This is a genomic window from Photobacterium sanguinicancri (assembly GCF_024346675.1).
GTDB classification, from domain to species: domain Bacteria; phylum Pseudomonadota; class Gammaproteobacteria; order Enterobacterales; family Vibrionaceae; genus Photobacterium; species Photobacterium sanguinicancri.
Window position 1 is genome coordinate 152701 of sequence record NZ_AP024851.1, and the last position, 23484, is coordinate 176184.

At 42.6% G+C, this 23484-nt stretch carries 23 protein-coding genes; 12 read left to right on the forward strand and 11 right to left on the reverse strand.

Going from position 1 to position 23484, the window contains the following annotated elements; translation table 11 throughout:
* The first annotated feature begins 66 nt into the window (after nt 1–66).
* From OCU87_RS17635 to OCU87_RS17650, 4 genes are read left to right on the forward strand one after another with little or no spacing between them, the layout of a single operon-like run.
* On the forward strand, nt 67–1464 hold the full coding sequence (locus OCU87_RS17635; RefSeq protein ID WP_261859371.1) for a TolC family protein: 1398 nt from the start codon (nt 67–69) through the stop codon (nt 1462–1464).
* Nucleotides 1461–2441, forward strand: a complete 981-nt coding sequence (locus OCU87_RS17640) for an HlyD family secretion protein (RefSeq protein WP_094958555.1) — start codon at nt 1461–1463, stop codon at nt 2439–2441. Before OCU87_RS17635 ends, OCU87_RS17640 begins: the two co-directional genes overlap by 4 nt.
* 1 nt (nt 2442) lies before the next feature.
* Entirely contained in the window at nt 2443–3636 is a 1194-nt protein-coding gene (locus OCU87_RS17645) for an ABC transporter permease (protein ID WP_261858959.1), read from the forward strand.
* Nucleotides 3633–4811, forward strand: a complete 1179-nt coding sequence (locus OCU87_RS17650; protein WP_261858960.1) for an ABC transporter permease — start codon at nt 3633–3635, stop codon at nt 4809–4811. The genes OCU87_RS17645 and OCU87_RS17650 overlap by 4 nt, the downstream gene beginning before the upstream one ends.
* Nucleotides 4812–4894: 83 nt before the next feature.
* On the opposite strand, the gene OCU87_RS17655 is transcribed toward OCU87_RS17650, so the two are convergent.
* The 5 genes from OCU87_RS17655 to OCU87_RS17675 form a co-directional block, all read right to left on the reverse strand.
* Nucleotides 4895–5365 carry a CreA family protein gene (locus tag OCU87_RS17655; RefSeq protein ID WP_261858961.1) on the reverse strand — a complete coding sequence of 157 codons (471 nt, stop codon included), beginning with the start codon at nt 5363–5365 and terminating at the stop codon, nt 4895–4897.
* Between the two features lie 119 nt (nt 5366–5484).
* Nucleotides 5485–6528 (reverse strand): hypothetical protein, encoded by a 1044-nt coding sequence (locus tag OCU87_RS17660; RefSeq protein ID WP_261858962.1) that lies wholly within the window; start codon nt 6526–6528, stop codon nt 5485–5487.
* Nucleotides 6529–6645: 117 nt separating this feature from the next.
* Nucleotides 6646–7137: an META domain-containing protein gene (locus tag OCU87_RS17665; RefSeq protein WP_083540997.1), complete on the reverse strand. Its 492-nt coding sequence runs from the start codon at nt 7135–7137 to the stop codon at nt 6646–6648.
* An 88-nt stretch (nt 7138–7225) separates the two neighbouring features.
* Nucleotides 7226–7567 (reverse strand): hypothetical protein, encoded by a 342-nt coding sequence (locus OCU87_RS17670; RefSeq protein ID WP_062691447.1) that lies wholly within the window; start codon nt 7565–7567, stop codon nt 7226–7228.
* 126 nt (nt 7568–7693) lie between these two features.
* A complete protein-coding gene (locus OCU87_RS17675; protein ID WP_083540996.1) occupies nt 7694–8005 on the reverse strand; it encodes a cysteine-rich CWC family protein in 312 nt (103 codons plus the stop codon).
* Nucleotides 8006–8146: 141 nt separating this feature from the next.
* Between OCU87_RS17675 and OCU87_RS17680 the strand changes: the two genes are divergently transcribed.
* Nucleotides 8147–8722: a hypothetical protein gene (locus OCU87_RS17680; RefSeq protein WP_261858963.1), complete on the forward strand. Its 576-nt coding sequence runs from the start codon at nt 8147–8149 to the stop codon at nt 8720–8722.
* A gap of 26 nt (nt 8723–8748) precedes the next feature.
* Here OCU87_RS17680 and OCU87_RS17685 read toward each other — a convergent pair whose 3' ends face one another.
* On the reverse strand, nt 8749–9057 hold the full coding sequence (locus OCU87_RS17685) for a transthyretin-like family protein (RefSeq protein WP_062691442.1): 309 nt from the start codon (nt 9055–9057) through the stop codon (nt 8749–8751).
* A 574-nt stretch (nt 9058–9631) separates the two neighbouring features.
* Here OCU87_RS17685 and OCU87_RS17690 point away from each other — a divergent pair.
* On the forward strand, nt 9632–10123 hold the full coding sequence (locus OCU87_RS17690) for a GNAT family N-acetyltransferase (RefSeq protein ID WP_062691440.1): 492 nt from the start codon (nt 9632–9634) through the stop codon (nt 10121–10123).
* A 76-nt stretch (nt 10124–10199) separates the two neighbouring features.
* Here the strand turns inward: OCU87_RS17690 and OCU87_RS17695 are convergent, their stop codons facing one another.
* From OCU87_RS17695 to OCU87_RS25015, 4 genes are all read right to left on the reverse strand, one after another.
* The gene (locus tag OCU87_RS17695) at nt 10200–10754 is read right to left on the reverse strand and encodes a GNAT family N-acetyltransferase (protein WP_261858964.1); all 555 of its coding nucleotides are present in this window, start codon (nt 10752–10754) and stop codon (nt 10200–10202) included.
* Nucleotides 10755–11111: 357 nt separating this feature from the next.
* Entirely contained in the window at nt 11112–11555 is a 444-nt protein-coding gene (locus OCU87_RS17700; protein WP_062691439.1) for an SRPBCC family protein, read from the reverse strand.
* A 993-nt stretch (nt 11556–12548) separates the two neighbouring features.
* Nucleotides 12549–13130 carry a hypothetical protein gene (locus tag OCU87_RS17705; protein WP_241149004.1) on the reverse strand — a complete coding sequence of 194 codons (582 nt, stop codon included), beginning with the start codon at nt 13128–13130 and terminating at the stop codon, nt 12549–12551.
* 63 nt (nt 13131–13193) lie between these two features.
* Nucleotides 13194–13694, reverse strand: a complete 501-nt coding sequence (locus OCU87_RS25015; RefSeq protein ID WP_281223266.1) for a type II secretion system protein — start codon at nt 13692–13694, stop codon at nt 13194–13196.
* 515 nt (nt 13695–14209) lie between these two features.
* Here OCU87_RS25015 and OCU87_RS17715 point away from each other — a divergent pair.
* Both OCU87_RS17715 and OCU87_RS17720 read left to right on the forward strand, forming a co-directional pair.
* Nucleotides 14210–15418, forward strand: coding sequence for a NupC/NupG family nucleoside CNT transporter (locus tag OCU87_RS17715; protein WP_094958515.1), 1209 nt, complete (start codon nt 14210–14212; stop codon nt 15416–15418).
* Between the two features lie 186 nt (nt 15419–15604).
* Nucleotides 15605–15961, forward strand: coding sequence for a VOC family protein (locus OCU87_RS17720; protein WP_062691438.1), 357 nt, complete (start codon nt 15605–15607; stop codon nt 15959–15961).
* Between the two features lie 89 nt (nt 15962–16050).
* Here OCU87_RS17720 and OCU87_RS17725 read toward each other — a convergent pair whose 3' ends face one another.
* A complete protein-coding gene (locus OCU87_RS17725; protein WP_261858965.1) occupies nt 16051–16932 on the reverse strand; it encodes an NAD(P)-dependent oxidoreductase in 882 nt (293 codons plus the stop codon).
* A 404-nt stretch (nt 16933–17336) separates the two neighbouring features.
* On the opposite strand from OCU87_RS17725, the gene OCU87_RS17730 reads away from it, so the two are divergent.
* The 4 genes from OCU87_RS17730 to OCU87_RS17745 all read left to right on the forward strand — a co-directional run bounded on the left by OCU87_RS17730 (nt 17337) and on the right by OCU87_RS17745 (nt 22955).
* The gene (locus OCU87_RS17730; protein ID WP_261858966.1) at nt 17337–17867 is read left to right on the forward strand and encodes a hypothetical protein; all 531 of its coding nucleotides are present in this window, start codon (nt 17337–17339) and stop codon (nt 17865–17867) included.
* A gap of 323 nt (nt 17868–18190) precedes the next feature.
* The gene (secD, locus tag OCU87_RS17735; RefSeq protein WP_062691435.1) at nt 18191–19978 is read left to right on the forward strand and encodes a protein translocase subunit SecD; all 1788 of its coding nucleotides are present in this window, start codon (nt 18191–18193) and stop codon (nt 19976–19978) included.
* Nucleotides 19979–19982: 4 nt separating this feature from the next.
* Nucleotides 19983–20882 carry a protein translocase subunit SecF gene (gene secF, locus OCU87_RS17740; RefSeq protein WP_261858967.1) on the forward strand — a complete coding sequence of 300 codons (900 nt, stop codon included), beginning with the start codon at nt 19983–19985 and terminating at the stop codon, nt 20880–20882.
* 438 nt (nt 20883–21320) lie between these two features.
* The gene (locus tag OCU87_RS17745; RefSeq protein ID WP_261858968.1) at nt 21321–22955 is read left to right on the forward strand and encodes a methyl-accepting chemotaxis protein; all 1635 of its coding nucleotides are present in this window, start codon (nt 21321–21323) and stop codon (nt 22953–22955) included.
* Nucleotides 22956–23484: the final 529 nt, after the last annotated feature.

The window sequence follows — 23484 nt, forward strand, 5'->3', positions numbered from 1 at the left end:
TCATAGAGTAAATGCTCTAAAATGGTGTTGAATTGTTCAAAAGACAAAGACCTATAAGGGTTAATGATGAAAATGAAGCCTATTGTCGCATTGGTTAGCATGTTGTTTAGTGTGACGAATGTGCATGCAGCACCTGTAAGTTTTAATGATGCATGGCGAACTGTTCTTGACAGCAGTGATGCACTGGCGGCAGAACGTGCCAATATTGACCGTACCCAATATATGCAGGATGCGGCAAGTGACTTGAGCCTTCCTAAAATTACCATGTCTGCTAATTACACTCGCTTAGATAAGCCTGTGGAAATTAAACCGTCTGACCTTGCGGCGAGTACACCCGCTGGAAGTCAGATGGGTCCGATAGGTGCTGCAATATTGCCTATTGCGGATGATTTATTTACCTCACAACTGACTAAGCGCGATGTTTTCACGAGTTCAATTCGCGCCATTTGGCCCATTTTCACTGGCGGACGTATCGATGCAGCGCAAGATATAGCCAGAAGCCAAAAAGATGAAGCGAAGTACATGCTGGCCATGAAGCAACAGGCCAAATTTGAAGATTTATCGAAGTTTTACTTTGGTGTGGTGCTGACTGAGCATGTACTGCAAACACGAAAAGAGGTCGAACAAGGCCTGAAAAAACACTTAGATCATGCCAAAAAATTAGAGCAGCAAGGCCAAATCGCAAAAGTAGAGCGATTGCAGGCAGAAGCTTCTTACGATAAAGCGCGTGTTGAGCGTCAAAAAGCAGAACGTGATTTTGAAATATCCCAAGTTGCACTGACTAAACTGTTGAAGCTATCGAGCCCCGCAGCGTTATCAACAGGTTTATTTACCAACGAATCTTTGCCACCTATGAGTGCATTCATTGAGAAAACACTTAATGAATACCCTGGCTTACACATTCTTGACTCCAAGAAGAAGCAAGCTCGCGGTGTGATTGATATCGAAAAAGGTAAGTATTACCCAGAGGTGTACCTATATGGTAACTACAGCTTGCATGAAGATGACACTCTAGCGGCTAAAACTGCGCCAGATTGGGCTGTTGGTGTTGGTGTTAATATCGCATTGTTCGATAACTCTGGCCGTTCAGGCAAAGTAAAAGCAGCCCGCAGTACCGTTGATCAAGTGAGTTACTTACGTCGACAAGCCGAGCAAGACTTATCTGTCTTGGTCGAAAAAACATACCGTGAAGCACAACAAGCATTAGAAGAATTTAACAGCTTGAAATCGAGCATAGCGTTAGCGCAAGAGAATGTTCGTTTACGTGACAAAGCGTTTAGCCAAGGATTATCGACATCATTAGAAGTGGTCGACGCTGAAATGTATTTAGCTGGTGTGAAAACACAACGTTTGGCTGCGGCTTATCAATATGTAATTTCATTGTCTCGTTTACTGGCCGTTAGCGGCGAAATGAACAGCTTTAATCAGTACCAACAATATAAAGGTTTAGAGGTTAAATCATGAGTAAGTATAAGTCTTTCGCTGCAATCATTCCGGCAGCCGCGTTAGTGGGGTGGCTTGGCTACACCTTCTGGCAAGCTTATCAGCCTCAGCCAGAGCGCCTTCAAGGTCAAATAGAAGCGCAACAATACAATATTTCATCAAAAGTACCGGGTCGTGTGGACCAAGTATTAGTGAAAAAAGGTGAAAGCGTTGAGCGTGGCCAACTTATTTTCACTCTATTAAGTCCTGAGATTGACGCTAAATTAGAGCAAGCACGTGCGGGTCAAGAAGCGGCAGGTGCAATGGCCGAACAGGCAGAAAAAGGTGCACGAAGCCAAGAAATCGCAGCGGCTTATGATCAATGGCAAAAAGCAAAAGCGGCGTCTAGCTTAATGGAGAAAACCTATAAGCGAGTAGATAACCTGTACCGTGATGGTGTACTCGCTGAACAAAAACGTGACGAGGCTTATACCCAATGGCAAGCAGCGCGTTATACCGAACGTGCAGCTTTCCAAATGGCAGAAATGGCAAAAGAAGGTGCTCGAGTTGAGACAAAGCGTGCCGCGGTAGAGCAAGCACGTATGGCTGCTGGTGCCGTAGCGGAAGTGGAAGCTTATGCGGCTGATACCCGTGTTGAAAGCTGGCACCGTGGTGAAGTAAGCCAAATCCTTCTTCGTTCTGGTGAATTAGCGCCACAAGGCTTTCCCGTTGTAAGCATTGTCGATATGGACGATGCATGGGCTGTTTTCAACGTGCGTGAAGATCGTCTAAAGGCGTACCGTGAAGGTCAAACATTCCAAGCTGTGATCCCTGCATTAAGTGAAGACAGCCATGAGTTTATGGTGAGCCATGTGTCTGTGATGGGTGATTTTGCAACGTGGCGCGCAACGGATACCGCGAAAGGTTTCGACATGCGTACTTTTGAAGTAGAAGCGCGTCCTGTACAGCCAATTGAAGGCTTACGCGTAGGCATGAGTATTTTAGTAGAGCAGGAGTAGCATGACCTTGCGTTCACAGCTAATACGAGAGTGGCACATTTGGCGTTCAGAGGCGTGGTTAAAAGCCATGACACTCTGGATCCCTGCTTTGCTGTTTATCGTCGTGTGGGCGATTTTCTCTGGGGGAATCGCCCGAGATCTGTCGATTGGTGTGGTTGATCTTGACCATAGCCGTCTGTCTCGTCAGTTAACCCGATATTATGATGCTAGCCCTGCTTTGGCGGTTACCGAGCAGTTTACAACGGTCGATAAGGGCAGCGCTGCATTACGGAATGGCGATATTTATGCGCTGGTTGTGTTGCCTTCTAAATTAGAAGAAAACACCATGCTAGGGCGCTCACCACAAGTAACGGCTTTCTATAATAGCCAGTTTATTTTGGTGGGTAAGTTAGTTAACTCAGCGTTACTTCAAGCGCAGGGCACATTTACCGCCGGTGTAGATACACTCAAAAATATGGTGGGTGGTAGCCCAGTCCCATTGCAAGCATTAGGGCAGGCCGTTCCAGTTAGAAGCCAAATAACGCCGCTATATAATACCAGCAGTGATTATGGTCAGTTTCTCGTGTCTGCCGCTATTCCTGCTATGTGGCAAATTATCATGGTGGCGACGACCGTATTGGCGATGGCAGCCGAGCTTCGCCAGCAAGGTGTTGGCCGTTGGCTTGCGAAAGCACCTATTCGTAATCTGGTTGCCAAGTTATTGCCGTATACAGGGCTATTTTGGCTGCAGGGTGCAGCCTTTATGATTGGTATGTACCTGTGGCAAGCATGGCCAATGCATGGGAGTTGGGGCATTGTGCTATTTGCGCAGTTCCTCACTGTTGTCGCTTGCCAAGCAATAGGGGCTTTACTGTTTCTTGTCACCTTGGACGCGACGCGTGCGATGAGTATGGTTGCTGGTTTTACAGCCCCTGCATTTGCTTTTATGGGGATCACTTTCCCTGCGAGTGATATGCCGCTGTTGGCCCAAATTTGGCGCGCTTTGCTACCCATTAGCCACTATATTGAAGTGCAAGTGATGCAAGTGAGCTATGGCGCGTCATTGGCGGCATGTTTGCCAACGTTAGCGGGTATTTTTGCTTTCTGGATAGTGTTGGTCTTGGTGGCGTTAAAGGCGAAAGCGATCGGTCATTCTGAGCTTAAGCTTGAAGGCAATGCTGAATTGAATCACCACTCACCGGAGGTGAAATCATGAGTTGGCGTACACTGATAAAATTTGAGCTGAATGCGATTTTTACCAATCCGGCGTTACTGTTTACTGTGTTTGGTGGGGTGTTGATCTACTCATTTCTTTACCCACTGCCGTATTCTCAGCAGTTACCACGTGAGCAACTAGTCACTGTGGTCAATCACGATAAAAGCCAAATTAGCCGTGAATTGATTCGGATGATAGATGCGACACCACAAGTAAAAGTACAGCAGTATGCGCAGTCTATAGGTGAAGCGAGAAGTCAGTTAGAAACGGGTGAAGTTCATGGGTTATTAGTGATCCCTGAGCACTTCAATCGTGATTTGCTACTCGGGAAAAGCCCTGTACTCGCGTATGCGGGTGATGCTTCTTATTTCCTTGTGTACGGTACTATTGTCGAAGGGATGGCCACCGCGGGTGGTACGCTAGGGGCTAAGGTAAAAGTGGCACGGATGGTTATGTCGGGTGATAACATCGCGTTAGCATCAGATCAGTATTCAGCCATTAAACTGAATACGCGCCCTGTGTTTAATCCATCGATGGGCTACGTGAATTACGTTGTGCCAGCAGTATTCGTGCTGATTTTACATCAGACATTATTGATTGCTGTGGCCATGTTAGGTGGTGGTCAAAACGAATATCGTCTACAAGGTGGTACAGGGTATTGGTTGCGTTATCCAGCATGGAAAATAATCATAGTGCGTGGTTTGCTGATGATGGCAATTTACCTTCCACTGACTGCGTATTATTTTGGTTATAGTTTCGAGTCATTAGGTATCAGCAGGCTTGCTTCAATGAGTGACTTACTGGCAATGACAGTACCTTTCTTATTGGCTGTCGTTTTTGCAGGGATGGTAATTGGTCAGTTGATCCCACGCCGTGAATTGGCAACAGTGATAGTCTTGATCAGCTCGATTCCCTTGATTTTCACCGCGGGCTTTATTTGGCCGCCATCTGCTATTCCAGATGTATTAAACCACATCGCTCAAATTGCACCTGCGACACCCGCTATTAACGGTTTTGTACGCTTGAACCAAATGGGTGCTAGCTTCGAACAAGTGATTGGCTGGTGGGGACAATTATGGCTACAGGTGGTTGTTTTCGGCTGTATCGCGTCATGGCTAATGACACGAGCGCAAAAGGCGTCAGCTAAACAAGTTAATGCTGCCAGCTTAGAATAAAGTAGCTTGGTGTTACCATGCATAAAAGAAAGGCCGCCCCTTACTAAGGGGGCGGCCTTTTTGTTGATGTTTTTAAATCTGGCTTATGACGCTGGCGTCGCTGGCTGGATATAAGCTTTAGTGCCCCATAATGGCACTGTAGACAGGCTATGCTTGAAGCTTCCCTCTGTCTCTTTAGTCGTGTAAGACAAGTAGAGTAGCGTCTGGTTTTCGGCATCGTAGATACGTCTAACTTTCATTGATTTGAAGAAGATGCTTTTAGATTGCTTGAATACCACTTCACCCGATTTACTTTTATCTATTCTAGCGAGCATTTCAGGTGTGATATCACCCGTTTGACGACAAGAAATAGAACTATCACTTGGATCGGAAAGGCTTAAATTAGCTTCAACAGAGGCAATATGGCAGGTCACTCCTGGGATTTTTTCATCATCCAAGTTTGAGATTTTGATGTCTTTCATAGTGAACATCCCTAAACTCACATCGCCGACTTCATTTTTATCACAGCCGCTTAGTAATGTGGCGAGTGCTGCTGCAATTAAAACCTTCTTCATAGAGTGATCCTCATAGCTGTTTTGCGCAATTATTTATAACTATCATACTCGAAGTTAGGAGAGAGACTACATGGTGAGGCTAAATATTTCAGTGATTTAGCCTCATTAAAGGAAAAAGCCTATTTAGTTTCTGTCTTTGTTCCTAATTGCCAGAGTCTTTCTGCATGGGTTCCTATAAACCAAAAGCTTAATGCTAGAATCGCAAAAAAGATGGTTTTATGTGCTGTATCCCAAAAATATTCGAAGAAGCGCGTGTATAGGTTTATCAGTAAGAAAGTAATACCAAAACTTCGGCACAGGCTATCTGCAAAATGGATACCCACGTAAAGAATGGCGGCACAAATACTGGTAGAGAGTATTGCCCAGTGAATCAGTTCGATTTGTTTTACACCCGCCCACTCACTTGCATCCCCATAATTCCCAAAAATAGACAGTAACCAGAAGCCAAGTAAGAAAAACAGTAAGCCAATAAATTGGGTTGAATCTTTTAGCGGTTTTGTCAGTGTATAATGGTTACATCTTAGGCTCATTAATGCGATGACAGCGCCTACAATCGTGAATCGCATTGGGTGGCTCATGCCTAAAAAGTAATCGGAAAAATTGGAGAGTTCGGTGGTTTCAAGCTGCACCCAAGCGACAAAGCTGAATAAAGCAAAGATCCAAATGAGTACAGAAGAAAGTCGCACACCAAGTACGGCATAAATGACGGTGAGCAGCAGCAACAAGCTGGCATCATCAACCTGCGCAAACATCGTCGTTTCACCCAAAATACCAACTGAAACAGCACTCATCAGTACCCCAAAAAAGAAGATCGCTTCGTTACTGATTGTCTTTGATGGATGGGATAACCGACGCCTTATACCTGCGTAATAACATAAAACCGCAATACATGCAGTGGTTATACACATCACACTGGCAGGCGCATCAAAAATACTCGCAAGTAGGGCAAGAAGGTAATCATCAGCAAGTAAAACACCAACCGATATGATGAAGCAGCTAATGGCGATCCAAAATGAATATACGGCTAATAAACGCCAGTCAAAGCCAGCTACTTCAATAGACTGGCTGAGCTTTTCAGCTTGCTCTGATGATATGCGATCTTCGCGTTCCCACTCGTCGAGAGCCGAGAAAATGACTTTAGCTTTGCGTTTATTGAGTTTCATACGTTACCTATCAAAACATCGAAATGATAAATTGACTGTTATCATCCGATTGTCAGCATTGTTGCTGAATGATGCCGTGATAAACAAAGCATTGCAATAAAATAAAAAACATTGTTTTTATTGTGCGTCATCTTCTGGTATTTCTTCTGGCATAAACGTCAAGATATGCTGATCGGATGTGAGTGTTAACGTGTTATTTTCTAGCGCTATGGTATTGGCTTTTTGTAAAGAGGTTGTCATGAGGGCTTCAAGTGACGCTTGGTCATCTTGAATACAGGCCATTTTGGTTGACCCCATAGAGGTAACGGTAAGGTTATTGTCGGTCAGCTCTATTTGGCCAAAAAAACGATTGCAGCCACTAAAACCCGCAATTTTTAAGTCGGTGTCAATTGCCATGGTTGGGGTAATACGGGGCTCAGCCGTTTTTACATCTTTCCCGTCGACTTTTGTTAATACCCAGCTCTGCTTGAGATCATCTTCAGTGAATCCGATTTGTGTTTTTTTTTCACAGCCAGACAGACCAATAATCGCGATAATAGCAAGCAAGGTGGCCTTCGCAGCACGAGCTAGAATAGGCCTGATTGTTGAGATTTTTTGTAAATTATACATGGTACATACACTCTGTTATTGAACCTAGTTGAAGCATAGACCAAAACAGATTAAACGATTGTAAGTAGTTGATGTAATTGCATTGCTATTAACTAACGTCGCGGCCAAAAAAGTTTATTTCACCCTGACGAGAGCGAAAGCCAGCTTCTTTGTCTGATTGGTAGCTGTGCATTGCGGATTCAGCTTCACAATAACTTTGGTTGCTATTAAATACTTCTCTTGCGGCATCAATAACACGTTCAGCATTGCGTCTAGCATCAGGTTTTGCAGAACTATCACTAAACACCATTTGCTTACTCACGATCAATTTCTCTAATGCTTTCATACAAATGATTTCGTTATCAGGCAAAGCTTTTACTGGAGAAGAAGCAAGTGCTGTAGTTGAAAAACTGAGTAATAAAAGGCTGAGAATATGATGATGCAAAGACATAATGAACACTGTTTTGAGATAGGATGCGAGCATTATAGAGTAAGTATAATTTCAAGCCAAACAACTTTGGGTGTTATTAACTAAAAAACAATTTAAAAGATCATTATATCTACATTAAATAGATACTTAGCCAACCTTAATCGGAAGCTTTGATAAGCAACTTCTGCAGAGGCAATGTGCTCCTTTGATGCTGGTGGTGTCTCTTTTGGTGATTTCAAAACACCAGCAATGACTTTCTCCCGCTGAAATTTCGCAGTAAGCGGGTTGACCACATTGTTGGCAAGTATGCGTAGAAACAACCTTATGAATTTGCTCCATCTTTGTATCGCGTTGCTCATCTGTAAGATGGCGCCATTGCTGGATCTCAGACATAGTTCTATGGCACCCAGTACAGACACCGTCTTTATTTTTACATATCCCAATACATGGCGTTTTCATCGTTCAGCTTCTTAATGCGACTATTGTGGCGCTAAATAGTAGCGGCATTGTTGCTAGAGTCAATCACTGGACAATTTCGCCTGCCATACTTATATGTTCATGCATGGGCGTAAAGATACGTATTGCAGCGACATAGGTGAGATGGCTGAAAGAGAGGAGGAATTAACGATGACAATAAGGTGGCAAATACCGACATGGTCTGTGGTTGCAACTGGTTTATTGATGAATATTGTGTCTGCGTTAATGACAAATTTTTACATTGAAGGGGAAACACAAGCGGCAAATACGCTAACCCAGCAGCAAATCCGTAATGATAAATTGATCGCCTTAACGTGGCAGCAAGTTGAAGCTATTGATCGAAAAAGAGAGTATCTGTTGACACTGCTTGTGGTGAGTGAGTCGAATGGTCACATTATATCTGAGTACTTATCTCGATTTATTCGTGACGATATACAATCTTGGATTGATGAACCCGTTGAGGAAATATCACAAGATGCTTTACCGATAATAATGGATAAATTGGTCAAGGTTCAATCATTACAACGCGATAAAATAAATCAGCTTTATATTGAAAACTTAACACTTATCGATTCTCATGCAATAAAGGCTAAAAATATTTCAATGTTAAAAAGCCTTGCGTTATTTTTGCAAATAATAGGGCTAGGGTTGGTCCTAGCAAGAGATCTAAATCGTAGAGACTATAAAATAAGCCCCTGATTAACGTATTAATTAGGGGCTATATATTATTTATTTGTTGAGTGGAAGGCAAAGCGAGATGATTTTTTACCACTTTCAGTTGTCGCTTTATATTTGATAGATCGTGAGCTTTCTAATGTAAGTGGAATAAATACACGGCCTCGTTCGTCTGTTGTGTATGACTCTCGTTGCTGAGGTACATTAGCAACAGAAACCTTAGCGTTTGCTGCAGGCTGACCATTTTCAGTGATAGTAACCCATGCACCATTGTGGGTATCAGCCACTCTGATATCAGCAAAAGCAGATGAAGACATCAAAAGTACAGCAGTTGCAGTCATTACTCTTAAGCTAGACATAATCTTACCTCATCCATTGTTGGTGTTTTTCTTGTTGTTTTTGTGGAATTTCACAATCAACATATAAGACCGACACCTTTTACGATTTATTGCAAAATTCCGCCCTTATTTATCTAATCCTTTATTTTCAGTGGCTTGTTTCAATAACTAATAAATAACGACATGAAATGTATAATAAGTTAGTCATTATTGTTTGACTAACTGTTCAATATCAACTTCACATATTTAATACCACAGTGTGTTAACGAACCAAGATTCCATTTGGATCATGTAATAAAACTAATTAACAAGAGTATAGGTGAGTGTCTTCGTTGGGTTATAACTCTTAGTTTGTTATTTATTACCATTAATAATAAAACTCTCAATATTGAGAGCGTACATTATGTGGTTCTCTTACTAAGAGAGAACCACCTTCAATTTTATTACGGTTCCGCGCCTACGGATGTCACCTTATTTTCTCTTAATCGAGCCCCTTGATTTTTTTTGTATTTCTTGTCATCTTCAAAGTAATGGATTGGTATTGATAGGTTAAGCCCATAAAACAGTTAGATAAAATGGAAAAGGAAGCGTAGGGATGATTGAAGTTAGAGCAACGGAAGACAAAGATATTGATGAAATTCGACACTTGTATGCTGGAGAAAAGGCGCAAGCGGGTACGCTACAACTTCCTCACCCTTCATTCACTATGTGGCAGAAACGCCTCACGGATATGCCGAGTAATGTTCATAGTTTAGTGGCTGAATTTGATGGTCGTATCGTTGGGCAACTTGGATTAGTGCTAGAGCTCAATCCGCGTCGTAGACATGTAGCTAGTGTTGGAATGGCCGTACATGATGATTATCAAGGGCAGGGCGTAGGTTCGACTATTCTTGCTGCAGCGGTAGATTTAGCTGAGAACTGGTTAAATATTAGTAGAATTGAGCTTACCGTATATACAGACAACGAGGCTGGTGTTGCGTTGTACAAGAAACTCGGTTTTATTGAAGAAGGTGTTGCTGCACAATTTGCTTTTCGAAATGGCAAATACGTCGATGCACTTTACATGGCTAAGGTAAAGCGTGTTTAGTCGCTCATACAGCTAGCGCCTTAGTGGAATGTTGTAGTGCGTATTCGCTGCGTGCTACAGCGTATTTATCCGTTTTTTATGCTGGTTTTAGTTCCATTACTTCCTTGGGCTGTATTTCGTAATAATCAAGATCTTCAGTTAATCGATTTACTCTGAGCGCGCCATTCTTCCTCATTACATGCTTCATGCCTATTTTTTTCATTATTTTGCCTGGTGCGGCTTCACGGCTGAGGTGACGGGAGTAAATTTTTTCTAGTTCAAGTTTCTTAAATGCAAAATCTACGATGCGTTGCGCTGATTCTGTGCAATAGCCTTTACCCCAGAAAGGCACGCCAATCCAGTATCCGAGTTGTGCAGTGTGATTATCAATATTATGCAACCCCACACAACCAATGAGTTGTTGGTTTGATTTTAATGTTATGGCGTAAATAGCCGATTTTTGGCTGTACCAGCCTGCAACATGCTTACCGATCCACTGGCCTGCCATACCATCGCCATACGGATGAGGGACATTGATTGTACCGTTAGCGATCAATGGATCGCCTGCTAGCTTTTGGACTGTTAACGCGTCAGATAGCTGAAAAGGACGTAAAATAAGGCGTTCTGTGGTTAATAGCGGTTGCTGCTTCATCAAAAATTCACCTGTAGTGGTCAATATCAATTTATAAAGTGTGGGCATCAAATCTGCTAACACCTTTCGACAAATCGTATTTAGTCACATAGCAGCTTTCATTATGCAACACCTTGCTTCCTGATAATACAGGTTTGATTAAATATCGTTCAGAACGTTATTCATACTAATCAAAGTTAAAATAGAACTAATCCACCTAACTATAGAGGTGGATTAACAGTAGAAAGGTGAAATGACAAGGTGATGACATCGATGGATGAGAGGTTCAGATATCGGGTAATATGGCTTTGGTAAAGCCATATGCATTGTAAGCTTGTATTTATGCGAGTGATCGATTATACCGATTCAAGTAATGGGCTACATTTTCCATTTCGCTTCACCATGCTTTGCTAAGGTTTGTAGTGCTTTTTTTACTTCTTGCTCTAGTACCAGCTTGATGAGCCAGCCAGTGCCTTCAACTCTGGGGGTAAACATGATCCGATAATGAATTAAGCTTTGCTTTGCATTTAGGCTTTGAATTTGGATCCAGCTGCCATGTTCTTTAACTGGGCCTCCGTGGATCACTTTATAATGAAGATGTTCGTTTTCTTTGTAATCGAGGATTTGTTCTTGGTAGGTAAAAGGGCCTGCCGACACCTCACGGACTGCTCCAATGCCATTTGATGTTGGGTTCCCTTTTTTGATGAGAGAGAAGTTAGCCCGAAAAAAACGGTTGAGATTTTCATGATCAGCGAGTAGGTCAAACAAGACTTTGCGTGGGACTTTTGCTTTTTGCTCCAAGGTGATCTGGTGAACACTCATAACTCACTCCTGTAAATTAGCAGCTTACCGATATCGCTATTGCTCAGAAGAAAGTTAGTTGCGGGGGGAAATCCGTCTTTGAACCGCTCTCCCAGAGCGTTGTAGCATCTAAATACCCAATAGTAAGTGTTATAGTGAAACTTTATCCTGTCAAGATTTGGAAAAAGTTATCCATGTTTGGTTCTTGGTTAGTAGATAGGTAAAAAGAAGCGTTATGTATGTTTTTTAGCCATTAAAATGGACTTTTATGCTACTTGCTTGTCACTGCTTTACGCAAACGTTTAAACAATATACAACAAACACTTACAGTGGCGATTTTACTTGCATTAAACTGACCTATATAAAAAATATTACTCTTTATCACATAATTTATTGCTAGATAAGGTTGCAACATGGTAAAAAGCACCTTATATTAAATCGTATAAATGTTAGAACAGAGGCGAAAGCAACAAGTCGTAGGCGATATCCATTCATATTAATACCTCCGAGATTCCTCCGTTGCATTTATCGTTATTTAACCCTCAGTATTGAAATAAAGCATAACACTCGGGAGTCATTGACTAGCCGTTTGTTCTTATTGCGTAATGTGTTTTTAATACCTCAAGGGAAGCAAGTGACGTTGTATTTATTCAATGTGTAATATGTTCGTAATATTTAGCTGGGTATAGTACAACGAGTTAAATGAGTAATAGGTATAAAGTTGTAATACCACCTACTCATAAATCTAATGAAGAGAGGTGTATGATGAGAAATAGAAGCCGCAGACAATGGTTTTACCATCAATCACAAACAACAAGCACAAAAAACAGCGTTAAGTAAGAAAAAATCTGGCATCTTATCAACCACATAGGTTTCCTTATGTCAGATTCATTATTTAGCCAGAAACATCATATTTTTGTTTCTGGCTAATAAAAACTCCTTTTAAATCCCTTTAATTATCCCAATTTAGCCCACGTTTTATTTTTTGATTGTTAAGTAAACGTTTGCTTAACTTTATTGGTAAATATTGCCACCAATGTTGATGGTTTCCGCTGCTTTTTTAATTTTTATACCACCTAAATAGATATTACCTTTGACTGTTAGGTATTCTGGTAGTTCTGTTATTTTAGTATGCGCAAGGTATAGGTTGCCACCGACATAAAGAAAAGGTGGAAGTTGTGATATAGCCGTTCCCATCAAACTTAAATCTCCCATAACCTGCAAACCGTTATTTATCTGGGTTATTTTTGAATGGGCTAAATTAATATAACCCTGAACTTTAAGTGTGCGGGGCAGTTTCATTATTTGACTATAAGCAAGGTTGAGATTACCACCGACAGTTAATGAGCGTGGTAGTCGTGTGAGCTGGCTTTTTTCGAGGTTTAAATTACCTTTCACGTTAAGTGGGTCAGGTAAATCGAGTTGAACACTACTTGGAATACGAAGGTTGCCATACGAATCACTGTAATTAAGTAGCTTAACATCTAAGACAAACTGGTTCGCATAGAGGCTAGAGCTGCCAAATATGCTTATAAATACGGCCACTTTTGTGAGCGATTTAACACATTGTGTCAGGTTTTGCATTGGCATAGGCATAATGTGTCGATAGCTAAGTGTCGCTGCACATTATGCCAGAAATTCATTTAAAGGCGAAGTTGGCTAGCAGCCACCATTCACTAAATTAAAAATCAGTTTTCCTGTTTGTTTCTTATTAAGCACCCTGAGGTAACACATACTATTTTCAATTTGTACTTGTTCTAATGACTGTTCACTTTGGTAGGCGTAGATACCTTCACCGTAGTATTCATTCGATGCCGCAATTTCAATATCTGTTACTTGCATGTCTGTTGTCATAGCGAGTGCTACATTTTCTTGATTCTGAGTGATATGCCCGTATTTCAGTTCTATGGGTGCATCTGCACTTTCAACTAAGACTTGTGTGCCATCTAAATGGATGGCTTCATATTGCTCTAAGCCTTGAATTACCGCTTTACCAAAAACAATGCCATCGGCCCCTTGTAGCGCCCCTTGAAAACCTTGCAGCGTGGCAATTCGAGCATCGCTTTGGATATTCAAAAAGCGTGGGGCGGCAAACACTGCCAAAATGCCGAGTACGACAATAACGATAACTAGCTCAATTAAGGTAAATCCTTTCTGCATGTTACACACTCTATGAGTCGGATGAAGTGCTGTTTCTTTAAACCTAGAATGGGCTTTTAAAAGTTACAAGTGAAACCTGTTGCATTTTGAGGTTTATCTACTATGAGAGTTGTTTATTTACTCACGCGAAAGCAAACGATTTCGTCGTCTGTCTAGGTTAAAAAGTGCGCAAGTGGAGCCAGATCACGAAAAATTATGCATCTAAAATTGTTAATGTGATTTCGATCTCTATATACTCCGCCCTCGGCCAGAACCATCGAGTTCAGCCACCTTATTACAAGCTGTCACCATGGAATGTGAACGACCCACGGAGTTGGACCGGCAGAGTATTAGCTTGTTATCAAGGTGACTTGTATGTTGTTTAGTTGGACGAACATTTCTTTATTTTCTGAAGGTTTTTCTTCAGAACCCACCTATTGTGCTTTTTCCCCGAAAGCAATTGTTCCTCTATGGCAACAGGCAGTAACACCTTCATTTTTCGCAATCCATTTTAAAAGAAGTAGCAGGACGAAATAATGCAGTTGTTAATTAGTATTGCCGGTATTTTTGTACTGGTGGCATGCGCATGCGTATTATCTGAAAATCGAAAAGCAATCAACTGGCGTACAGTTGGTGGGGCCTTGTTATTACAGGCTGGATTTGCCGCTTTGGTGTTGTATATACCTATTGGGCAAAAGATGCTGGGAGCCATGAGTAGTGGTGTAGCAAGCATTCTTGGTTTCGCTGATGAAGGGATCAAGTTTCTATTTGGTGATTTAGCAACAACTGGTTTTATCTTCGCTGTTCGCGTCCTCCCTCTTGTTATTTTCATTAGTGCTTTAATTTCTTTGCTTTACCACCTTGGCGTGATGCAGTGGATCATTCGTGTTATTGGTGGCGGCATTCAACGTTTACTTGGCACAAGCCGTGCTGAATCGTTAGTCGCAACTGGTAACATCTTCCTGTCTCAAGGCGAATCCCCTCTGCTTGTTAAACCTTTCCTTCCTCAAATGACTCGCTCAGAACTGTTTGCAGTTATGACGGGTGGTATGGCATCGGTTGCGGGTAGTGTGTTGGGCGGTTATGCCGGTCTAGGTGTTGATCTTAAATACCTTATTGCAGCAAGTTTCATGGCAGCGCCAGGTAGTTTGTTGATGGCGAAGATTCTTGTTCCTGAGCAAAGTGTGCCAGTAGAGCAAACCGACATCGAAATGGCAAAAAGCGATCACAGCAACATGATTGATGCGTTGGCTGCTGGTGCGATGAACGGCATGAAAGTGGCTGTGGCAATCGGTACTATGCTTATTGCTTTCGTGAGTGTGATTGCGATGGCAAATGCTGGCTTAGAAATGGTTGGCGGCTGGGTTGGTTTTGAAGGGTTAACGCTGCAAAACATTCTTGGTTACTTGTTCTCGCCACTTGCTTTCCTAATTGGCGTACCAGCGACTGAAATGCTGCAAGCAGGTGCGTTCATTGGTCAGAAAATGATTCTGAATGAGTTTGTCGCTTTCCTAGACTTCGTTAGTATCAAAGACACGCTATCATCACAAAGCCAAGTTATTATTACTTTTGCACTTTGTGGCTTCGCCAATATTGGTTCTATTGCGATTCAAATTGGTTCTATTGGTGTTATGGCTCCAGAACGTCGTAGTGATGTTGCAAGCCTAGGCTTTAAAGCTGTGTTGGCTGCGACATTGGCTAACCTAATGAGTGCTGCACTTGCTGGCATCTTTATTGGTCTGTAATACGATAGTCAATTAGCGAAAATACTGAAGCCGTTGCAGAGATGCAGCGGCTTTTTTATTACATCTGGTATACAGCGCTGGCAGGGTTAAGAGACATTGCGGGGGATCACGTTTGTTTATTTGGTTTAAGACGTCAAGGTGGATTGTTACTAAACTGGATTGAAGAATGAAAGTGAGGGATAACCAATGAATAAGCACGAAGCTATCAACTATTTAGAACTGCCTGCAAAAGATATTTCTGCAACAAAAGCATTCTTCACAACTGTTTTTAAGTGGACGTTTGTCGATTATGGCCCTGAATATTCAGCATTCAGTGACTCTGGTATTGAAGGTGGCTTTTATCAGTCTGATTTAATGAGTACCACGTTGAAAGGGGCGGCGTTAATTGTGTTCTATAGTGATAAGTTGGAACAAACACAAGCGAAGGTCGAGCAAGCGGGTGGGGCGATCATCAAACCTATATTTACCTTCCCCGGAGGTCGACGTTTTCATTTTATCGAGCCAAGTGGCAATGAGTTTGCGGTGTGGTCGGATAAAGAATAAAGCGCCACGTTACGCCGTTATTTTATGGTCTATGTATCAAGATAAGAGGCAATGAAATGTTTCATCGCCCTTTATATGATGGTGGTTACTTAGCGCGCTTCGTCATCAAACTGTTTAATCAGTACAGAGGTATCAGCACGGCTGTAGCCACGTTGTTGCAACGAAGCGTAACGCTCATCTACTTGCTTGGCCAATGGCAGGTCAACACCTAGCTTATCGGCAGCATCAAAGCAGATACTCAGATCTTTACGCATCCAGTCGATGGCAAAACCGAAATCAAAGTCGTTCTTGGCCATGGTTGCTGCGCGATTTTCTAATTGCCAAGATCCTGCAGCGCCGTGTTTGAGCACTTCTGTCATTTGCTCTATATCCAGCCCTGCCGATTTTGCCAATGTGATGGCTTCAGACAAACCTTGCAACACGCCCGCAATACACAGTTGGTTAGCCATTTTGGTTACTTGGCCATAGCCAACATCACCCATTAATGTTGTGGCTTTCGCAAAACAAGACATAACGGGGTGCGCTTTTTCAAATGTTGCTGCGTCACCACCGACCATTACAGTTAGGCAACCGTTGACTGCGCCAGCTTCACCACCAGAAACAGGGGCATCTAAAAAGTGGGTATTGGTTGTTAAAGCAGCAGCTGCAACTTCGCGAGCAACTTCAGCAGACGCTGTTGTATTGTCGATAAGGACCGCCCCCGCTTGCGCTGTACTCAAAATGCCGTTTTCACCTGTATATACTTGGCGAACATCGTCGTCGTTGCCAACACAGGTAAAGATAAATTCTGCCCCTTTTGCTGCTTCTGCAGGTGTCAGTGCATGTGAGCCTTTGTACTGTGCTAACCAGCGTTCAGCCGTTGCTGTTGTGCGGTTATATACGGTTACGTCATGTCCAGCATTGGCAAGGTGAGCTGCCATAGGAAAGCCCATAGTACCTAAACCAATGAAGGCAATTTTGTGTGTTGTCATAAATTTAACTTCCTTTATTTTGATTTTTGTTACGGCAATATAGCGAGGGCGAGTAAGGGTTTCAAACATTATCATGTGATGGTCGGTACACATATAAAGAGGGACTATTAGTGATTCGGGCTGGATGCATTGCAATACTTAACATTTATCTGATCATGTTAACCATACATAAGTGCGCCTCGACACTGATTCTGTCCCTATTTCGGCACCTAGATTCGCTTTAAAATAGTGGAGAATAAACCAATTTGCTCTCTTATTGACCAATTATCGTTTTTGTAAATAAGGCGTATTAAAACCGTGAACCCGCAATGTAGGCATGACAATGGATCTTGGTTAAATAAGTACTTGTAACAAACAGTATCGAACTTTATGATGCTGTAACTTTAAATAATAATGCAAAGACTATGCTGATAACGTTCTTACGTGTTTTGATGGTGGTGTTTTGTCTGGGTGCGGGTTCATTCGCACATGCAGACGACATTCGCGCGCCTCAAATACCGACAGTAACGTCAGTGCATTATTCGCAGCATGTGCATGAATCTCTTTCCATAACGGATACGGCTCAAACGATCGATATGGCAGCGAACTTTCCTCAGCTGCAATGTGTTTTTAAGCAAAAGTTCAGCGTGAATCATCAACAACCCGAAAAAGGGTCGCATACCGATGATGTCCACCGTTTTCATATCGGCATGATGTATACCTCGCGTTATAGCAGCATGTTGCGAGATGATCCTGAAACACTACAACCTTTTTATCAATTGGCGCATGAACTGCCGATTGAACCATCGCAATTCTTAGTTATTGGCTATCAAGCTGAAATCAGTCCATCTGTAGACTGGATGTTAACCCATGTATCTTCTTCTTCTCGGCTGTCTGGCTGGAAAGAATCCAACCTCACGCATACTCAATATCAGCATCGCCTGATAACCGCTTAGTTCTAGTTTGGTATTCGCAATTCAACCTGCTTAGGATCAGTGTACTTACTGATCTGCTGTTGATGTGCTTAATACCCTCCAAAACCTGATTACTTCTTTTTATATGAAGTTATCTCTGTGTTTTTAATACTAATACCATTAATTAACCAGCAAGCATGATTTGGTAATTGATGGGGTTGGTATCACACGAATATTGCGTTTTTTGTTGCCGTTTTTAGGCGAAAACAGCAATGTTCCGTGTGAAACTTGGCGTTTATAAAATGAATCAAAGAACATCGACAATCTCTAGTCCAAGAGCGAGCCAAAGATCTAAACCACGATTAATGAACCATTACTCCGCGTGGAAGTATGTTGTATTAATTGTCACCTTATGTGTGATGGCGCTGAGTGCGATCCCGACTTGGTATGGTGAAAATGCCGCTATTCAAATTGGGGCTAAAGCTGGCCTGTCTGCTTCTCCACTTTCGCTGCAACGCGCGTTAACAGATCAAGGCATTAGCACGAAACGCATTGATCAAAGCGGTAATAAAACGATTGTTGTACTTAATGATGAATCGCAACAAGCACATGCTAAATCAGTTTTATCTACGATGGTTAAAGATAGCTCTCAAATCGCTTTGGCCCTTGAACCAGCAGCTCCTATGTGGCTTCAGTCAATGGGCTTTGCCCCGATAAAACTGGGCTTAGATTTGCGCGGCGGGGTGCAGTTCTTACTTGATGTTGATATTGATCAGGTATTTAGTGCGCAAACTGAACAACTGTCTGATGAGCTACGTTTGCACTTGCGTAAAGAGGGTATTCGCTCAACATCCATGACACAAACACAAAGTGATACCTTGGCTGTGAGCCTACCGGATGCAGACGCTAATAGTACTGTTCGAGCATTTGTGAGTAAGCAATATCCACAATGGCAGGTACGTAGCAGCAAAGGTGATGGTCTTTACATCACAATGAAAGAAAGTGAGCAAACTCAGTTACGTAATTTAACCGTACAACAAAACCTGCAAACAATGCGTAGCCGTATTGAAGAATTAGGTATTACCGAAGCGTTAGTTCAGCGCCAAGGTGAACACCGTATTCGTATTGAATTACCGGGTGTTCAAGATCCAGCAGCGGCTAAAAATGTTATTGGTGCTACCGCGAGTCTTGCTTTTTATGAAGTAAAAGAAGCGGGCACTGGCAGTACTATGGTGGTTAACGACAAAGATGGTCGCCCTGTACGTGTTGCTCGTAAACCTGTGCTTGGCGGGGATCACATTGTTGATGCGCGTGGTAGCTTGGGTGAGATGGGTATGCCTGAAGTTAACATTACTTTGGACAGTACTGGCGGCAAAATCATGTCTGAATTCTCGCGTACTCACATTGGTAAGCCAATGGCGACCTCTTACAGTGAATACAGTCGTGATGAAAATGGTAAAGCGAGCCAAAGTAACGAAATCATTAGTGTTGCGACAATTCAATCTCAGTTGGGTAACCGCTTCCGCATTACAGGCGCTGGTTCACTACAAGATGCACAAGAACTTGCATTGTTGCTACGCGCTGGTTCATTGACAGCGCCTGTTACGATTGTTGAAGAGCGCACCATTGGCCCGACATTGGGTGCAGAAAATATTGAAAATGGTTTTGCGGCACTGGGCCTTGGTCTTGGCATTACTCTGCTATTTATGGCGTGCTGGTACCGTCGCTTAGGTTGGGTCGCGAATATTGCCCTAGTGTCTAACATGATCATGCTTTTTGGTTTGTTAGCAATGATTCCAGGGGCGGTACTTACGTTGCCGGGGATTGCAGGCTTAGTGCTTACTGTTGGTATGGCGGTAGATACAAACGTACTTATATTTGAACGAATTAAAGATAAGTTACGTGAAGGTCGTAGTATGGCGCAAGCAATTGACCGTGGTTTTGACAGTGCTTTTGGTACGATCTTCGATGCTAACTTCACCACAATGATCACTGCTGTTGTGCTTTATTCTGTGGGTAACGGCCCTATTCAAGGTTTTGCCCTAACGTTAGGCCTTGGCCTGCTCACCAGTATGTTTACCGGTATTTTTGCCTCACGCGCCATGATCAATCTGGTGTGGGGTCGTGACTCTCGCCGCGAAGTAAGGATTTAACACCATGTTTATTAATATGAAAAATGCAACAAAATGGCGTTACCGCACGAGTATGGTGTCAGTTTTACTCATGGTGCTGTCAATCTCTATGATTGCGGTGAAAGGGCTTAACTGGGGTTTAGATTTTACTGGTGGGGTTGTGACTGAAATTCAGATCAAACCGGAAATTACCAGCAGTGAGATAGGGCCATTGATGGATGCTGCGATGAAACAAGATGTTGCAGTTATTTCAGCCAGTGAACCAGGCCGCTGGGTATTACGCTATGCTGCGCCTGCCGCTGGGCAAGAGCTGCAAAATGTCAGCACAATTCTTGCGCCTTTACACAGCAAAGTTGAAGTCTTAAATACATCGATTGTTGGCCCGCAAGTAGGGGCTGAAATGGCGAACCAAGGTGGCATGGCTATTTTGGTCGCGATGTTATGTATTTTAGGTTACCTCAGCTACCGCTTTGAATGGCGATTAGCGGCGGGCTCGTTGTTTGCGTTATTGCACGATGTGGTGTTTGTATTGGGTTTCTTTGCGGCAACGCAAATGGAGTTCAACCTGACCGTGTTGGCGGCAGTGCTGGCTATTTTGGGTTACTCCTTGAATGACTCGATTATTATTGCTGACAGGATCCGAGAGTTACTGATTTCGAAACCTAATCAAGATACAGAAACAACAAATAACCAAGCTATTGCGGCAACTATCTCCCGTACTATGGTGACATCAGGAACCACCCTTATTACGGTAGGGGCATTATGGTTACTGGGTGGTGGGCCATTAGAAGGTTTCTCTATTGCGATGTTCATTGGTATCGTAACAGGGACGTGGTCGTCTATATCTGTCGGTACAACATTACCGGAATACCTTGGTTTAAAACCTGAGCATTATATGGCAAAACCAATTAGTGAAGAGCCATAAGCTCATCAAAATACAGAAGGCCACATTATGTGGCCTTTTTTATTTGATGTTAAAACTAATGGTTATATTGAAGCGAGGTTGTAAACTAGTTATGGAGAAAACACGAGCTTGATAGTTCGGCTGTTTTTGGGATGGTAGTGACTCATAATTTGTGGGTATATTTGGGCTTAACATCTTATTTTATATAAATTCTATTTGTTACTTAATATCTAATTAGATAGGACGCCTAGAGAATTTATGGTGTGTTTAACAGCGTGATTAAGAAGAACCATTATCTGACTTATACTGCCGAAGAGTAAGAGGTTTGCTATGAAGCCTTTTTTCGGGTGGCTCTTGTCAGCAAACTTACCCTTAAGTACATGAAAATATAATTCATGACGAGGTGGGTGTCTTTTTAGCTCCTATAAATGCTTATATTTATATAAATAAGGTTTTCCAGTGCTAACTTTTCGAAATTTTTCCATTGGCAAAAAAATTGCCAGTGTCTTTTCTGCGATCGTATTGGTGCTAATTGGCTTCGGCTTGTTCATCAGCAGTGAATTGAATTCCGTGCGTAACGGTATTGTCAATTTTACTGATTCTACGTTACCAAGTGTACTGAGCGTAGAAGACATGCTGTTTGATTTGTCTTATGCCCGTCGTACTCAATACGCAATTCTCACCTATACCAAACTTGACGATATTCGTTCTCGAATTACTAAAGCCAACCAGCAACACCAAGAAGTAGAGAAAAAGTTTTCTGAGTACGGTGCAACGGTATCTTCAGCGGAAGAGCAGCGCATATTCGACCGTATCATGACGTCGTGGCGTCGCTATCAGCAGGCATTGAATGGCTTTAATGAAGCGGCTGGCCGTGGTGATATTAGTGCTGCTCAACCGATTCTTGCTGGCACATTTAAAGACTTTAATGCATTGGAAGCGGCCATGGATGAGTTGCTAGAAATGAACCTTGGTTTCGTCGCGAATAACCGCGAATCGATGCTAAGTAGTGTGGCTACTGTGGTTAATATCACCATCGCCAGCATCCTAGGTTTAGTTGCGTTTATGATCGGAAGCAATATCTTTCTGTCTCGCCAAATTTGCGGTCCATTAAGCCTTGTTATGGCGCAAGCACAGGCAATTGCCAGCGGTAATTTAACGCACAAAATTCAACGTGAAGAGATGGGTAATGATGAATTAGGTAAGCTGGCTGATACGACGATTACGATGCAGCTTAACTTACGTAGCTTGATTGAAGAGATTGTTGCTGCAGTTACCCAGCTAAGCTCGGCTGTCGAAGAAGTTAGCGCTGTTGCCGCTCAATCATCTGTTGGTATGAGTGAGCAGCAAAATGAGATCACTATGGTGGCTACAGCCATGGATCAAATGAAAGCGACGGTAGCGGAAGTGGCGAGCAACACTGAAGTGGCATCAGCATCTGCATCAGAAGCGAATGTTGAGGCGGCTGAGGGGGCGGCGGAAGTCACGCAAACCATCAAACATATCCAAAGTGCGTCACTGGAAATTGAAAATGCAGGCGCTTTGGTTGGACAGCTTGTGAAAGAATCTGAAAACATCAGCATGGTTGTTGATGTGATTCGAGGTATTGCAGAGCAAACTAACCTTCTTGCTTTGAATGCGGCCATTGAAGCAGCACGTGCCGGAGATCAAGGCCGAGGCTTTGCCGTTGTCGCTGATGAAGTAAGAACACTGGCTGGTCGTACTCAGCACTCAACGGGTGAAATTATTACGATTATCGAAAAACTACAGAAAAGTGCTAATGAGGCACGTGAAGCGACCAACGAAAGTTGTTCATTGATTCATTCCTGTGTCGAGCAGAGCCAGAACACGGGTGATAAGATTCAATCTATCGAGGTCACTGTAGGCAAAATAGCTGATATGAGTGTGCAAATTGCGAGTGCTTGTAGCGAGCAAGATTCAGTGACGGAAGAGCTGGGTCGTAGTGTCGCTAAAATCAATGAATCTTCAGCAGAAGTTGTGGAAGGTTCAGGGCATACAACGCAGGCTTGCCATGAGTTGAGCCAGTTAGCAATGAACCTCCAACAAGCGATGAGCCGTTTTCGTGTAGTTTAGTAACGTATCGTAATACGGATTCACATGTCTAAATTTAAACGCCTGATGTATTTCATCAGGCGTTTTTGTTTCTATTACATTTCAATATTCTATTAACTATCTGACTTTAAATAGGTAAATAGGAAGCTGTCTTCTGTTGGCGGCTTTTCGTCGTAAGATCTATCACTTTCTATATCAATACATTTTGATCATTCTAATCATGATAATTAAACGCAGGTATACGTTCATTCACTTGCGAAGTTAGGGAGAGGCGTGTACTCTTTAAATAAAGGACGCCATCCATTAAGCGTGGGGTGTCCTTTACTTTTGATTGTAAAAAGGACGTAGTCCCTTATTTTGCATATCCATGTACTTAGGCTCGGCAAAATGGAATATCACTCAGCTCTAATGGAAGAGTAAACAATAGAGCTACCGTCAGTTTAGTGGCTACAGGCGGTAAGCCCTGCCATGGTCTCAGAGGGCACCTTGTGCCATGGCTTAAACTGAATTTGGTTGGTCGTGCTCTAACCAATTTTTCCTGACAGTTAAT